General features: G+C 36.8%; 11 protein-coding genes. 3 read left to right on the forward strand and 8 right to left on the reverse strand.

Going from position 1 to position 15357, the window contains the following annotated elements; genetic code table 11:
* Window positions 1-88 precede the first annotated feature (88 nt).
* The gene (locus ACUTSE_RS02245; RefSeq protein ID WP_445639069.1) at window positions 89-1612 is read left to right on the forward strand and encodes a hypothetical protein; all 1524 of its coding nucleotides are present in this window, start codon (window positions 89-91) and stop codon (window positions 1610-1612) included.
* A 113-nt stretch (window positions 1613-1725) separates the two neighbouring features.
* Here the strand turns inward: ACUTSE_RS02245 and ACUTSE_RS02250 are convergent, their stop codons facing one another.
* The 5 genes from ACUTSE_RS02250 to ACUTSE_RS02270 all read right to left on the reverse strand — a co-directional run bounded on the left by ACUTSE_RS02250 (window position 1726) and on the right by ACUTSE_RS02270 (window position 9129).
* Window positions 1726-3195 carry a TolC family protein gene (locus ACUTSE_RS02250; RefSeq protein ID WP_445639070.1) on the reverse strand — a complete coding sequence of 490 codons (1470 nt, stop codon included), beginning with the start codon at window positions 3193-3195 and terminating at the stop codon, window positions 1726-1728.
* The gene (locus tag ACUTSE_RS02255) at window positions 3155-6319 is read right to left on the reverse strand and encodes an efflux RND transporter permease subunit (protein ID WP_445639071.1); all 3165 of its coding nucleotides are present in this window, start codon (window positions 6317-6319) and stop codon (window positions 3155-3157) included. The genes ACUTSE_RS02250 and ACUTSE_RS02255 overlap by 41 nt, the downstream gene beginning before the upstream one ends.
* Window positions 6320-6348: 29 nt before the next feature.
* Complete coding sequence (locus tag ACUTSE_RS02260) at window positions 6349-7434, reverse strand: efflux RND transporter periplasmic adaptor subunit (RefSeq protein ID WP_445639072.1); 1086 nt, start codon at window positions 7432-7434, stop codon at window positions 6349-6351.
* A gap of 116 nt (window positions 7435-7550) precedes the next feature.
* Window positions 7551-7952 carry a hypothetical protein gene (locus ACUTSE_RS02265; RefSeq protein ID WP_445639073.1) on the reverse strand — a complete coding sequence of 134 codons (402 nt, stop codon included), beginning with the start codon at window positions 7950-7952 and terminating at the stop codon, window positions 7551-7553.
* 208 nt (window positions 7953-8160) lie between these two features.
* Window positions 8161-9129, reverse strand: coding sequence for an aminodeoxychorismate synthase component I (locus ACUTSE_RS02270; protein WP_445639074.1), 969 nt, complete (start codon window positions 9127-9129; stop codon window positions 8161-8163).
* Between the two features lie 39 nt (window positions 9130-9168).
* Between ACUTSE_RS02270 and ACUTSE_RS02275 the strand changes: the two genes are divergently transcribed.
* Window positions 9169-9747: an anthranilate synthase component II gene (locus ACUTSE_RS02275; RefSeq protein ID WP_115090524.1), complete on the forward strand. Its 579-nt coding sequence runs from the start codon at window positions 9169-9171 to the stop codon at window positions 9745-9747.
* Between the two features lie 171 nt (window positions 9748-9918).
* Window positions 9919-11346 (forward strand): multidrug transporter subunit MdtD, encoded by a 1428-nt coding sequence (gene mdtD, locus ACUTSE_RS02280; RefSeq protein WP_445639075.1) that lies wholly within the window; start codon window positions 9919-9921, stop codon window positions 11344-11346.
* 59 nt (window positions 11347-11405) lie between these two features.
* On the opposite strand, the gene ACUTSE_RS02285 is transcribed toward mdtD, so the two are convergent.
* The 3 genes from ACUTSE_RS02285 to ACUTSE_RS02295 all read right to left on the reverse strand — a co-directional run bounded on the left by ACUTSE_RS02285 (window position 11406) and on the right by ACUTSE_RS02295 (window position 15206).
* Window positions 11406-13673: a cation:proton antiporter gene (locus tag ACUTSE_RS02285; protein WP_445639293.1), complete on the reverse strand. Its 2268-nt coding sequence runs from the start codon at window positions 13671-13673 to the stop codon at window positions 11406-11408.
* Window positions 13674-13789: 116 nt separating this feature from the next.
* Complete coding sequence (locus ACUTSE_RS02290) at window positions 13790-14500, reverse strand: LytR/AlgR family response regulator transcription factor (protein WP_002985224.1); 711 nt, start codon at window positions 14498-14500, stop codon at window positions 13790-13792.
* Window positions 14466-15206: a sensor histidine kinase gene (locus ACUTSE_RS02295; RefSeq protein WP_445639076.1), complete on the reverse strand. Its 741-nt coding sequence runs from the start codon at window positions 15204-15206 to the stop codon at window positions 14466-14468. Before ACUTSE_RS02295 ends, ACUTSE_RS02290 begins: the two co-directional genes overlap by 35 nt.
* Window positions 15207-15357 lie beyond the last annotated feature (151 nt).

Genomic DNA, 15357 nt, shown 5'->3' on the forward strand with positions numbered 1-15357 from the left:
AAATAATCAATTATATTTATAATAATTCAAATATAAATCATTTTTATTACAAAATTCAAATATAAATCCTTCTAAAAAATAAACTATTATGAGAATCGATTGGCAAAACATATCCCAACAAGATTTTTCGCAAGAACTCCTTCAGCAGTTAAGCATTTCTATTCAAGAAAAACAATTATTCACCCTTTGGCTAGGGCCCATTTGGGGATCTTCAAGCCTTCGTGGATTATGGATGTATGTACAGGATAAAGCTCAAACGAATGTTCTATTTTCTGCTGCTTATAAACAAACACTGTTAGAGGAAGAGCAGCTCCTTGTTGTTATACTAGACGCTGCGGATTTAAACTATCACCAGACGATAGGCAATACCCTATTCAAAACTAGCTTACTTCCCAGCCGTATCATGTATCAAACAACAGCAATTCCTCCCCCTCAACCAGTCCCTAAATCCCTTGGCAACTTTATTGCGCTCTATCAAGACAAACACGCTTTATTATCTTCCTATTGTAGTGATTTTATTGCACAAAATTATCGCGGAAGTAGCCACGCATTGCTCAAGTCATTGACCTATGATATTGATGTCTTGGAAACTGTTTTACTCGGTGTACCGCAAACAGCAGCAACTTTAACCCAACGACTATTGCTTTTGGAACAACTTATACCAAAAATGAAAACACTATTTGTCAAGCGTGAAGCGGAAGCGTACTATATTTTAGATGATTTGGCACAAGAGATAGAAGATGTTCCGTATACGATGTGGAATACTGCTCTTCAAAAAATTCAAAAGAAACTCCACCGTATTGTTCTTTTTGTGTTAGAGCAAATGGATGCATCACCAACACGAATACCAAGCAAACGCAAAGGAAGCAAGCAAAAAAAGAAACCTTTTACGTACCAAGAAAAACTAGCTCCCCTGCTAAGGACCAATCAAGTTGAGGAAATTTATCAGTTTCACGAAGTTCTTTATTTACAGCAAACAAAACAGCAAAAACACATTTATTTACTGGTGATTACCAAAGAAGATCCATCCAAAGAAATAAAAAAGATTCTACAGGAAATTGAAGCAAACAAAGAGGACATTAGCTTTACTCTACTGGCTCATTCTCGCTTTTATATTCAAGAATATGTATATGAATTTTTTGATTTTTTCAAAACAGTGGTTCAATCCAAAAACAGGGTTTATGCTAGTGACTATTATCCTACTATTCATTGGTATAAAAGTCAGATGAAAGATTACAGTGATTTCATGCAACGTTATCAAGGGCATTTAACGCAAATCAACCAAACGATCCAACACCATTTTAAAAATCCGCAAAACGATACGTTTATTACGACACATCATCTGCATACTTGTTTAATCGTTAAATTACAAATTTACATTCTGCATCGTTTGCGCTATTTACCCCAAACCACTAGCATTCATACTTTGGTTCATTTAGCCTTGTATGCTAAAGACAAACAAGCCCCTAAATTAAAGTCTTTATATGATGTCTTGCATCCGCATGTATTTGCTTATACAATCAAAAATAAACAAGAAAAAAAATACAATTTGGTGCTAGATCAAGTGACTGTTCAACAGTTGCGACAATTCTTTACAACCCTTGAAATCTAATAGCGCTGTTCTCATACTATTCAATCTACAGCATTATAAAAAAAAGGAGCTCTTTTAAAGCTCCTTTTTTATCATGCTATTGACTCCATAATAACACGCACTTCAATTCTCCTCTACTTCCATCCTCCTCCTAAACTCTTATAAATATCCACAACCCCTATTAACTGTTTGCTCTTTGCTTCAATCAATTCAATTTTAGCATCCATGGCTTCTCTTTGAGTCATTAATACTTCTAGATAATCAGCTCTCGACGATTTAAATAATTCATTGGCAATACCTACTGCCTCAGATAACGTCTGGGTTTCCTTCTTTTTATATTCAAATGCGTGTTGCATATTTTCAATGTTAGCCATTTGATTAGCTACATCTAGATAAGCACTCAACAGCGTTTTATCATACTCATACAACGCTTGTATTTGACGGGCATTTGCTGTATTAAATTCAGCTTTTATTGCACTTTTATTGATCAAAGGCGCCACTAACTCTCCCACGACAGAATACATCACAGATTCAGGCACTTTAATCAGATAGGAAGGTTTAAATGCATTTAATCCCACAGCAGCAGAAATTTCTAGCGAAGGGTAAAATTCAGCTTGTGCAACTTTTACATCTAATTGAGCAGCTTCTAACTCTAGTTCTGCTTGTTTGATATCCGGGCGATTCGACAGCAATTGACTTGGAATCCCCGTTTTAATTGTAGTTGGCACTAAATCCATAAAAGTGTCCTTTTCTCGGACAATAGGTTGAGGATAACGGCCTAATAGCACGTTAATTCGATTCTCTGTTTCTGTTATTTCTTGTCGAATCCTAAATTCTATACTCTGTGCTTTCAAGAGTTCACCTTCAAATTTTTTAACTCCTAACTCCGTACCACGGGCCGCTTGTTTTTGAATAACGACAATTTCCAGTGCTTTCTTCTGTAATTCAATATATTGCAGCGTTAAATCTAATTGATTATCCAACGCCAACAATTCATAATAAGAGGTTGCTATTTCCGCAATTAAAACTGACAGTACCTTATTTTTTCCTTCTACTGTTCCTAAATAACGCTTAACAGCCGCTTCTTTGGCATGGTGGAGTTTTCCCCACATATCAATCTCCCAAGAAGCTGAGATCGCCCCTGAAAAATCTCCTATATTTTCAGGTACTTTTACTCCTTTTTCCATCTCAGTACCGGCATCTCCCGCTCCTTGGCTTGTATATCGACCTACCTTTTCAAGACCTGTACCAAGGCCTGCTCCTACTTTAGGTGCTAATTTCCCTTTTTGACGTAAAACATCATTTTTAGCTACTTCAATCTCCTGAAGCGTAATCAATAACTCTTGGTTATTTTTTAATCCTTCTTCGATTAACGCGGTTAAATGTGGATCAGTAAAAAACTGTTTCCAAGGGGCTAAACCAGAATTTAGTGTATCGCTTTCTTTGTTATAAATCGTGGGAAGTTTCATTTTACTATCCTCCATAAGCGTGGCTTGTGGGGCTTTGCAACTCCACAAACTCAAACTAATCCAGGTTAAAAAACCTACTTGATATAAAATCGATTTATTCATCTTTTTCAATGTATTCGTAAATAGTAGATTCATCTTCGTAATGCGTTAGTTTTGTTTTCTCTGCTATCGTTCCAAAAATGTAGTAAAGTCCGGGTACGACAACTAAACCAAACAACGTACCGATTAACATTCCTCCTGCGGCTGCCGTTCCAATGGTTCTATTTCCAATTGCTCCAGGACCGCTAGCTATAGCCAAGGGAATTAATCCGGCAATAAAGGCGAAAGAAGCCATTAATATGGGACGAAAACGCAAAGCAGCACCTTCTACTGCGGACTTCAAAACGCTGTGTCCCTGTCGATGCATAAACAGGGCGAACTCTACAATTAAAACCGCATTTTTCCCCAGTAAACCAATCAACATAACTAGGGCAACTTGTGCATAGATATTATTCTCCAATCCCAAGATACTCAGACAGAAATAAGCTCCAAAAATACCTGCTGGCAGTGATAAAATAACAGGTAAAGGAAGGATAAAGCTCTCATACTGTGCAGCTAAAATGAGGTAAACAAACCCCAAGCAAATGGCAAAAATAACAGCCGCTTCATTACCTCTTGATACCTCATCTTTCGAAATCCCTGCCCAATCAATTCCATAACCATGAGGCAACGTTTCTTTTGCTACCTCTTGTATCGCTTTTATCGCAGCTCCACTGCTATATCCTTGGGCCGGAGCTCCGCTAATTTCAGCGGCATTGTACATATTAAAACGTGTATATTCTGACAACCCGTATACTTTTTCCATCGTTAAGAAAGCAGAATACGGAACCATTTCCCCTCGGTCATTTTTTACAAACATATTCAATACATCTTGAGGCAAGGCCCTGTACTCGGGGGCGGATTGAACCATAACTTTATATGGTCGGTCAAATTTGATGAAACTAGTTTCATAATCACTTCCTATCAACGTTGATAAATTATCCATCGCTTGTGCAATTGATACGCCTTTTTGCTCTGCTTTATCATTGTCAATCTTCAATAAATACTGCGGAAAACTCGCGCTATAAAAAGTAAATACCGAACTGATTTCTGGACGTTTACTCAATGCAGCAACAAACTCCTTACTCACCTTTTCCATCTGTTTATAATCGCCACTTCCGACTTTGTCCAAGAGTCTCAACTCAAATCCACCTGCAGCTCCATACCCAGGTACAGCTGGAGGTTGAAAAAATTCGATCGTAGCTCCTGTTAGGCTTTTTGATTTTTCTTCTAATTCTTCAATAATTTCTTGTGCTGACTTCTCTCGGTCTTCCCAACGTTTTAAGTTAATCAAACACGATCCTGTATTGGCACTGGTTCCTTCCGTTAAAATCTCATACCCTGCTAAAGAAGAAACAGACTTTACTCCCTCAATCTCTTGCGCTAATTGCTGTAATTGAGCGGCGACTTCATTAGTGCGCTCTAATGTTGCTCCAGGAGACGTTTGAATAATGGCATAAAACATCCCTTGGTCTTCATTTGGTATAAAACCCGTTGGCAATTTCATATTCAACAAATAAATAGCGCCACAGAAAATAGCCAACATACCAAAAGTCAATACTCTTCTACTTGCCGTTTTATTTAATATGCTTTTGTATCGATACGCTCCTCGGGTAAACAAGCGATTAAACCCATCTAGAAAGCGATTCAATAGCGTTCTTTTTCTTTCTTTCCCGTGGTTGTTTCTCAAAATCATCGCACATAAAGCCGGCGTTAATGTCAAGGCCACAACACCAGATAAAACAATCGCGGTTGCCATGGTAATAGAAAATTGACGGTAAAAAATCCCCACAGGACCACTCATAAAGGCAATAGGAATAAATACCGCTGCCATCACGCAAGTAATGGCGATAATGGCGCCACTAATTTCTTTCATCGCTTCTTGAGTGGCTCGATATGGAGATAGATGTTCTACTTCCATCTTGGCGTGTACAGCCTCAATCACGACAATAGCATCATCGACAACAACACCAATCGCCATGACCAACGCAAAGAGTGAAATCAGGTTTAGCGTAATGCCAAATACACTCATCATGGCAAAAGTTCCAATTAAAGAAACGGGAACCGCTAACGTTGGAATTAAGGTTGATCGCCAATCGCCTAAAAAGACAAAGACAACTATACTTACTAAGACAAAAGCTTCAAGCAACGTATGTACAACTTTCTCCATCGACGCATCTAAAAAAGAAGATACATCATAACTAATTTCATAGTGCATTCCTTTAGGAAAATCTTCTTTTAACTCCGACATTAAATGCTTCACCTGATTGATGACTTCACTTGCATTACTTCCAAAAGATTGTTTGATGACAATAGCAGCAGAAGGCTTGCCGTTCAGATTCGAATAGATATCGTACATCGTGCTACCAAACTCTACATCAGCTATATCTTTCAATCGAAGAATTTCTCCTTCTGGCGTCGATCTTAAAATAATATCGCCATATTCTTTTTCTGTATTAAAACGCCCGGAATATTTCAAGACATATTCAAAGGCTTCTGCTCTTTTCCCTGAACTTTCTCCAATACGCCCTGGAGAAGCCTCTATACTTTGCTCTTGCAAGGCTTCCATTACTTCTTGAGCAGAAATATGAAGTGCAGTCATACGATCGGGTTTCAGCCAAATACGCATTGCATATTCTCTATTTCCCAAAATATCGGCGACTCCTACTCCATTAACCCTTTTTAATTCCGACAAGATATTGATATCCGCATAGTTGTATAAAAATTTCTGATCTGCTTTAGCATCGTCACTATACAAGTTTAGATACATCAACATATTGGATTCTTCTCTTGTAATTTTCACTCCTTCACGGACCACTAAAGGAGGTAATTTATTAACCGCCGAAGAAACGCGATTCTGCACATTGACAGCGGCTAAGTTAGGATCCGTTCCCAATTCGAAAATAACTTGAATCGACGCTTCTCCATCATTCCCCGCATTAGACTCCATATATTTCATTCCAGGCACTCCATTAAGTGCTCGTTCTAAAGGAATAATTACAGATTTAATCAATAATTCTCCATTGGCTCCCGGATATTCTGCCGTAATATTAACCTTAGGAGGAGAAATCGAAGGAAATTGAGTTACGGGTAATTTCAATAGCGATAGTACCCCTAAGAATACGATAATCAACGAAATAACAATCGACAGCACAGGTCTGCGAATAAATAGTTTAAACATCTTGATTCAGTGAATTACTTAATACTCAATTAATCCGCACTTAAATGCAGCGTTTTCAATACTTCTATGGGATTTTGGACTGTGGCATGAATGTGATCTCCTTCTTTTACGCGTTGAATCCCTTCAAGTAATACCTGGTCTTTAGCCGAAAGGCTATTGGAGTCAATCACATAAATATCAGGCAATTCATAGCTTACCACAATTTCTTTCGCTTGTATAATACCTTCTTTATTTACGACAAATACGAATTTCTGTCCTTGTCGTTCGAAGGTTGCTTTTTGCGGAAGAATCAACGCCTGTGCCAAAGGAATAGATAAGCGTACTTTACCTGTTTCGCCATTGCGAAGTAATTGATCTGGGTTGGGAAATTTTGCACGAAAAGCTATATTTCCCGTTTCATTGTTAAATTCTCCTTCTATGGTTTCTATTTTTCCCTTAAATGGCAAGACTTTACTATTCGCCATCACCAATTCTACCGCTTCACTTTCTTGTTTCTGAGGGGTTGTTTTATAGTTCAAATATTCCACTTCGGATACATTAAAATAGGCATACATAGCGGTATTGTCAGATAAGGTAGTCAGCAACTCTCCTTCGTCTAATAGACTACCTAAACGTTTAGCTAAATGCCCAACATAACCAGAAAATGGCGCTCTAATTTCGGTATAACTCAAGTGGATTTGAGCCAATTTCATTTCGGCTTTTGCCTTTTGCAAACGCGCTAGAGCTACGGCTTTCTCATTGGTAGAAACAATATTATTACGGGTTAAGTTTTCTACATTTTCTACTTCAATTTGGGCTTCTGCTACTTCTGCTTTTGATTTATCTAATTCAGCCTCATGCAATTGAGGGCGAATGCGAAATAACAATTGGCCTTGGGTGATATATTGCCCTTCATCGACCAATATCGCTTCTAAATACCCTTTTTCTTGGGTGCGAATTTCAATGTTTTTTACGGATTTAATTTGAGAGACATACTCTTTGGTTACAACTGTATCCCTTACTAAAGGTGTTGTAACTGGATAATCTTTAACCTCTTCTTTTTCCTGTTTTGAGGTATTACAGCTAAATAACCCCATTACAGCGCTTAGAGAAACAATATAAACTACTGTTTTCATATCATACATTTTGTTCATTAATTTGATTGAAAAGTCAGCGTCTCAAAAGAACGTTGACCGAAATTGCCGACAAAAGTGCTAGGCAATTAAAATGAATGCATTACAAGCTAGAAGAATCAGATTCGCAATACGCGATACACAATATATTTATAATCAAATAATTGTATAGACGCCACATAAGAAGTACGGCGTTTTTTAATAGCAAAAAGAATGAAGTATAAGGAAAATAAATAGCCGCCTACTTTTACTAAAGCAGAAGCGAAAACAAGAGAATCTTGTTGATCTTGAACATGGGAATCTCCTTCATCTAGTTCTACACTAGAAAAAAGAGAATCTTTCCTGTATTCTTCAATATTTTTTTGCGTGAATGTTCCTTTTTCTTTTCCAAGATGCTCCACTTCGATCTTTGCCTTAGTACATGCAGCTGATCTGGTGTTTACCTCTTGCCCCAATACGTTAGTAGCCCCTATAAAAAGGAGGACTAAAACAAAGAAAATATGGGTAAGGATACGTTTCATAAATCGTATCAAATATAAGACGAGATTTAAATTTACGTTTTAGCTTAACTCTTTTTAACACGTCGAAAGAATCAAATTTTTTTAACGATTTGAAAATGAAATTCTTCCTTTATTTTATCTTTTACTACTAAAACAAAATCAGAGGTAAAATTGGGATAATTGAATGCAAATTACGTATTTTTCTAGTCCATTTAGTAGGTACTTTAACCTAGAATGGAATGTATATTTTTTGCAAAATCTCTTGATATTCTTTCTGAGCCTCACTACTAAAGGTAATTCCTCCTCCACTTTTGTAATACAGCTGTTGTCCTTGTTGTTCAATAAAGCGAATCATCACAGCCGTATCTAGTGAATCCCCAGTAAAAAGTCCACAAACACCTGTATAATACTCTCGGTCGTATTCCTCTACTGCTTCAATAATAGCTACCGTTTTTTCTTTAGGAGATCCTGTAATAGACCCTGCAGGCAACAGCTGATTTAAAATATCGCCTATGTTATCTTGCCATCCTGCTTCTAAATCACCACTGATCTGCGAACTCATTTGCAATAACTCTCCCTTGGTAGTTTGGAATTTATCCAAATAGCGAAAGCGATCAACGCCTACTTTTTTAGCCACTATATTCAAATCATTGCGAATTAAATCAACAATCGTATAATGTTCCGCCGTTTCCTTTTCATCTTGGAGAATTAAGGTTTCTGCTTGTGGAATTGTAGCGTCAATGGTTCCTTTCATCGGAAAAGAATAGATGCGATTCTCTTTGATTTGAATGAAAATCTCAGGAGAAAAACAGATCATTTTATCTTTTACCCAAAGCTTGTATTTGGCTTTACTTGCATAAAAAACATCTTGTAAGCTTCCATCTATTTCGATAGGGGTAGAAACCGTTAAATTCATCAGATAGGTATTTCCCTTTTGAATTTGTTCAATTACTTGATTAAATCGATTTTGGTAGGTTTCAAAGGAAAGTGGATAAGCGTGAAGTTGCAGTCTCTTACACTCTGGTTGATTCTCTTGATTGGTTACTCCATTAAAAGCAAATAAAATTTCCTCAGCATCAACCTCATCTAAAGGAATGACTTGCCCTTTTTCTCCTTTGTAATCCACAAAAAATAAAAAAGGTTTTCTCGCCTTTCCCAATGCATTCATACTTGAGATAATTGTATCTTTGATGCCCATAGTCTAATCTAAATTGAAGGTCAAAAGTACAAATTGTTTATGAGCCAAAAGAAGGAAATTATAATTATCGATAATCGAGATTCGTTTACTTACAATTTGTATCAAATTTTCGATGAGCATCCCCTTTGCAATATCCATATTGTGCAGAGTGATCAAGTACAACTTGATGATTTAGCGGCCTATGACCAATTGGTTTTATCGCCAGGTCCAGATGTACCTCGCGCCTATCCAATTCTTTTCGATATTATTGCGCGTTATGAGCATTCAAAACCCATCCTTGGTGTCTGTTTAGGTCATCAGGCTATTGGAGAATATTATGGGGCAGAACTGTATAATATCGCACAAGTATTTCATGGGCAAACGCGTTTTTTACAACTCCTTACCCCTGATTTGCTTTTTAACAATATCCCTGACCAAACTCCCATTGGATTATATCATTCTTGGGCGTTGTCTCCACAAAACTTCCCGGAAACGCTGGAGATCACAGCCATGAGCAATGATCAAATTATCATGGCTTTTGCTCATAAAACAAAAAACGTAAGAGGGATTCAATTCCACCCTGAATCCTATATGACTCCAGCGGGTAGGCAAATGCTTGCCAATTGGATTGAGCAATAACACCCCCCTATTGGTGATTTTTTAGCTTATTTGACCTAAGAGTTGATACCTTCTTTACAAGATTTTTAGTGTGGATGAATTGTGCTTAAATCATAAAACTTCTAAAAAATATTGTCAGGCTAAATGGAAAATGGTAAATTCAAGGTTTTATAGGTTAAACAAATTTTTTAGATGAAAGCTGGAATAATACAAGATCCTAAGGTTCAGAAATATCTTCCCTATTTAGGCGCTTTAGCTATTTTTATGCAAGCATTAGATGGTACAATTCTAAATACAGGTCTTCCTTCTATCGCTAAAAGTTTAGGTGAATCTCCTCTTGAGATGCAAAGTATTATTGTTTCCTATACCCTAACGGTAGCGTTATTGATTCCTCTAAGTGGTTGGCTTGCCGATCGATTTGGAACCAAGCGTATTTTTATATTAGCCGTTGCTTTATTCACGTTAGGCTCCCTGTTTTGTGCTTTATCTAATACGTTAAATGAGTTAATCTTTGCCCGTATATTTCAGGCTATTGGCGGTTCCATGATGGTTCCTGTAGCCCGATTAACTCTCCTTTATGCCTATCCCAAAGATCAGCTTTTAAAGATTATTAATTTCATTACGATTCCCGCCTTAATAGGGCCGATGTTAGGGCCTACTGCAGGGGGATTTTTAGTTGAGAAATTATCTTGGCACTGGATTTTCTTGATCAACTTACCCGTAGGGATTATCGCTATCATTCTCGCTCGCTCTATTATTCCTAATTTCACCAATAAGGTTGAGCGATTCGATGTGCTTGGATGGATCTTTTTCAGTGGTGGATTGACCTTATTAACCTTGGTTATTGAGCGCTGGAACTCCCCTACTATATCTGTTTTTCAATTAGTCGGTTTATTGGTCTTAGCCTTATTGCTTATCGTGGCGTATATAGCCTATGCCAAACGAAGTAGCCACCCACTCATAAAACTAGATTTATTTAAAATCAAAACCTTAAATATTGGGTTGATTGGTAACTTAGTCACGCGATTTGGTATTGGTGGAATGCCATTAATGATTCCATTACTTCTGCAATTAGGTTTTGGATACTCTGCTTTTTATGCGGGTTTGATGATGATTCCACAAGCATTGTCCAATCTAATTTCTCGAAACTTTGTCATTCCAATTGTGAAGCGCTATGGTTACAAAAAAACTTTGGTATTTAATACGATTGCAACGGGTGTGCTCATCAGTTTGTTTTTCTTTGTTAAACAAGACACTCCGTTCTATGTTATTATTTTATTGATGGTATTTAACGGCGCTTTTAACGCGGTACAATTCACTTCTATGAATACAATTTCCCTCGCAGATTTAGACAATTCAACATCAAGTGATGGAAATAGTTTACTATCAGTTACACAACAATTGGCAATTAGTTTGGGAATTTCCATTTCGGCTATGTTTTTACAACTCTTTCAAGGGAGTACGATTGATACACCCAATCACCCTACGGCGGTATTTAATTATACCTTTTTAGTCATGGGTATTTTAACCATTTTATCGAGTGCTGTTTTTATGAAACTCAATAGAAATGATGGGGCTAGTCTATCTGGTACACAGGATTACAAGGCTAACAAAAAATAAACCTCAAGCTTTTCAGCTTGAGGTTCTGCAAATTAATATAAAACAACATAACTAAATAGTTATAGCGATTGCATCAAAAGCATAGATGGAGCATGATTCAACCAGATACTTCTCGTTTCAATCAATTTTTTCCAACTATCTAACGTAATGAGCATCAAGTCAAATTCCTCTATGAATTCCTTCGATACTACTTTGTTACTTACGATGCGTATGTGATTTGGCTTATACTGTTCAATAAGCCTGATATTTTCTTTAAACTCAGTATGATTTTCTAGCTCTCCTGTAGCATCTAAAATCGAAACTTGCACATCATTATTGCGAATCATCTTCTGCGCATACGACAATAGTTTTAAATCTCCTTTGCTAAAAATAGGCAAGAATACATGCTCTAATTTTTGAAAATCCTTGTTAATCAAAATTCCTAATGGAACTTTTGTTCGATTCATTATTTGCTGTGTACGTGCATTAAACCATGAATTTTCAAACAATTTTTCTCTACCTGTTACTTTGTTTAACAACACATCTGGATTGATGATACGCGTTGTAAAACCAAGGATATTTCCCAATACAGATCCGCGATAAATCGAATATCCCATTTCGATCAGTAGTAAATCACAAGTTTCTTGGTGAACCATACCTACAACATCACTTTCAATGTCATTGGATACCTTATAATAGGTCTGAACCTCTTGGTCCATTTCTGTCGCTTGTTCTTGTACTGCTTCAAATATCTCCTCTTCATAATCTTGTGTATTGAAGGAGTTTAATTCTTGACTATCAATCATGTGCATCGCAGTAATACGCGTATCTACACTTGATTTACCTGTAAAGGCATTGGCTAACTTCATCAACGGAGCTAAACTTAGTTTATTTTCAAAGAACAAGAACACTTGATATTTTCCAATAATCACCCCTTTGTGCTGTGGTTCATCTCCAAGCGGACCAAATATTTTCGCAATTAAATCCAATAAAGGCCCTGTCATAAAGGTTGTAGCTAGCGCCATAATCACCATCATGGCAAATACTTCTCCTGTCATTACTCCGAGGTCAAAACCAATATTTAAGACAATGAGTTCCATTAAACCTCGAGTATTCATCAAAGCACCAATCGTCAAGCTATCCCGCCAATTTATACCGACGAACTTGGCTGTTATGGCGCTTCCAACAAACTTACCAACGGTAGCCACAAGAATGATCAATCCCGTTATTTCCCATAGGTAAGGTTCATTTAGCAGTCCTATTTCTGTACGTAATCCCGTATAAACAAAGAACAAAGGCAAGAATAAAACAACAGCTACATCTTCTACTTTTTCGATGAATATCGTTCTAAACTTCATGTTATCTGGCATGATAGCCCCTGTCATAAACGCACCAAACAAAGCGTGAATACCAATTACTTCTGTACAATAGGCTGAGATAATCAACGTCAATAAAAAGATAGCAACAGTTCCTTTCGATAGCAACTTACTATTCCCTTGATATTTTGCAATTCGCGCTAAGAAAGGACGCACCAGTTTCAACATGACGATTACATAGATAATAGCTAATGCTATGATATAAAGAGAACTCACGAAACTTCCTGCTTGTACAATAGCAATTACTGCAGCTAACAAACACCAAGCGGTGATATCATCCGCTGCTGCACAGGTAATTACAATGGTTCCTATTCGCGTTTTCTGCAGTCCCCTTTCTTGTACAATCCGCGCCAATACGGGAAAGGCTGTAATACTCATGGAAATTCCCAAGAAGAGTCCAAAGGAAAGGAAATCAACACCATCTGGTGCAAACGATTCGAATATATAGTAAGCCAACGCCATTCCCAAAGCAAATGGGATCACAATACTCGCGTGGCTAATTAAAACAGCATCATGCGCTTTATTCTTTAAGATTTTGAGATCCAGTTCCATTCCAATCACAAACATGAAGAGAATTAATCCAATTTGACTCAAGAAACTTAAATTCCCCAAAGATTGCGTAGGGAACATAACAGCTGAGAACTCCGGAAAATAAGTTCCTACCAAGGAGGGTCCTAAAGCAATACCGGCAATAATCTCACCAATTACGGAAGGTTGTCCAATTTTTTTACAAATCCATCCAAACACTCTTGCAACCAAAACAATGGTTACAATTTGAGCTAAAAGTAAAGCTAAGGGACTTTCTAAATTGTGTACTAAGGTTTGAAGAAAATTTTCCCAAGCCGTATTGTCTGAAACAATGGCTTTTGTATTTACTTCCAATTTTGATCCTTGTGTAACTACCCAATAAATAAGAGCCGTACATCCACCAATAATTGAAACGTAAAGTAGGGTATTCCTATATTTTGACATCATGATTAAGGTTTTCGATTTCAGAGGCAAAACTCTGAAATTTATAGGTTCAAAAACCATGCCTTGAGTTCAAACCAAGCTTTCTTGTAATGAAACGCGAAATTCTTGTAATGAAATTATATCTTATCTAGGAAATCTGTTTTAAAAGTAACTCCCAAGGTCAATTCGAGGGGTTTTCCTTGCTCGGTAAATAGCTGTGTGGTAATCAAATCATGCCCAAAAAAGCGCACAATCTTTAGCGCTATAATTTCGCGTTTATTGATACGACAAAACTTATGAGCAGGCAATACCTCTACTAATTTATCTAATGCAATATTCTTAGCAATCAAATGCTGTTCTCCTTCTAGTATAATTTCTTTATCGCGACCGTCATTTTCACACGTTTTGATATAAAGAATATCATCAAACTGTAAAATGGCTTTCCCTTTGTTAGAATTGATCGTCAATGATGTATTTTGTTCGATAGGTTTCAACTGGCGCATTGCCTTTTGAATCGCACGCTGCAATCGCTCTTTTTTTATGGGTTTAGCGATATAATCAATTGCATCTACCTCAAAGGCTTCTAAGGCATATTCTTTATAAGCGGTAACAAATACAATTCCTTTGTTGGTCAGCAATTGAGCCACACTCAATCCATCCATACCTGGCATATTGATATCGAGAATCGCCAATTCAAAATCCAAAGAAGGAGCTTCTTCCAAAAATTGTGTAGGATCATCAAATACTTTCACTATTTCAATTTCGGGAATTTGTTCACATAGCATCTTTAGGTATTTTAATCCCAGCAACTCATCATCTAAGAGTATACATTTTAGCTTTGAAATCATACAAATTAATTTTTAAATGCATCGAGTGTACTTGCTCGTCTTCTGATTTTTCTAATTTATAATAAGGACCGTAAATCAAATGCAAACGTTCACGCAATGCGGATAAACCATATCCTCCTTTTTCTTTTCTAAGTGAACCTTTTGAGGATTTCTTATTAGAAACGACTAAATCAAAGTGTCCATTTTTCAACTTAAACAGGATGGTAATAAAGGCATCATTCCCTGTTAAATCTGCGTGCTTAAAGGCATTTTCAATCAACTCCACACAAATTAAAGGTGCAACTAAATCTTCTCCGTACAGTGCCTCTACTTCTCCAATATTCGAGCGAACATCCAAGCGAAAAAGAGGATTCAACTTAATTTTATTAATATCAATCAAACGCAAGGCAAACTCATGTTCTTCTTTTAACGTTACTAGTTTACGTTGGCTATCATATAAAATATAATCTAGTACACCTGCCATCTTATCCAAGGCATAATACGTTTGGTAAGCATGAGATTGAATGGAATTTAAAATATTTTTGAACAAATGGGGGTCCAACCTCGATTCCAAGTTCTCCAATTGCAAATATTTGATTTTAGTATCAAATAAATCTTTTTCTTTTTCAAAAGCAACACGCTGCTTGTTGTATTGTAATAAAAAATACAACAAAATCCCAACAATGATCAATAATAACAAGATGATAAAAAGATATAAATACTTCATGCTCTGCTCTTTTAGCTACTATTTTTCAACTGCAAATTTATACCGTATGGCTCTTCCTAGTGAGGATTATGGCAATACGGTTTAGTCGAATCAGTTGAATATTTCAGCGGTTTACTCTCTAGTATTGCTAACAAATGTACAGTTTTCTCCG

The organism is Myroides sp. TSA_177.3 (assembly GCF_052691955.1).

Coding starts and splice junctions, on each gene's coding strand:
- ACUTSE_RS02295 (WP_445639076.1), bottom strand. CDS start 15,206: ATGAAGTATTTATATCTTTTTATCATCTTGTTATTATTGATCATTGTT.
- ACUTSE_RS02255 (WP_445639071.1), bottom strand. CDS start 6,319: ATGTTTAAACTATTTATTCGCAGACCTGTGCTGTCGATTGTTATTTCG.
- ACUTSE_RS02265 (WP_445639073.1), bottom strand. CDS start 7,952: ATGAAACGTATCCTTACCCATATTTTCTTTGTTTTAGTCCTCCTTTTT.
- ACUTSE_RS02290 (WP_002985224.1), bottom strand. CDS start 14,500: ATGATTTCAAAGCTAAAATGTATACTCTTAGATGATGAGTTGCTGGGA.
- ACUTSE_RS02270 (WP_445639074.1), bottom strand. CDS start 9,129: ATGGGCATCAAAGATACAATTATCTCAAGTATGAATGCATTGGGAAAG.
- mdtD (WP_445639075.1), top strand. CDS start 9,919: ATGAAAGCTGGAATAATACAAGATCCTAAGGTTCAGAAATATCTTCCC.
- ACUTSE_RS02245 (WP_445639069.1), top strand. CDS start 89: ATGAGAATCGATTGGCAAAACATATCCCAACAAGATTTTTCGCAAGAA.
- ACUTSE_RS02275 (WP_115090524.1), top strand. CDS start 9,169: ATGAGCCAAAAGAAGGAAATTATAATTATCGATAATCGAGATTCGTTT.
- ACUTSE_RS02250 (WP_445639070.1), bottom strand. CDS start 3,195: ATGAATCTACTATTTACGAATACATTGAAAAAGATGAATAAATCGATT.
- ACUTSE_RS02260 (WP_445639072.1), bottom strand. CDS start 7,434: ATGAAAACAGTAGTTTATATTGTTTCTCTAAGCGCTGTAATGGGGTTA.
- ACUTSE_RS02285 (WP_445639293.1), bottom strand. CDS start 13,673: ATGTCAAAATATAGGAATACCCTACTTTACGTTTCAATTATTGGTGGA.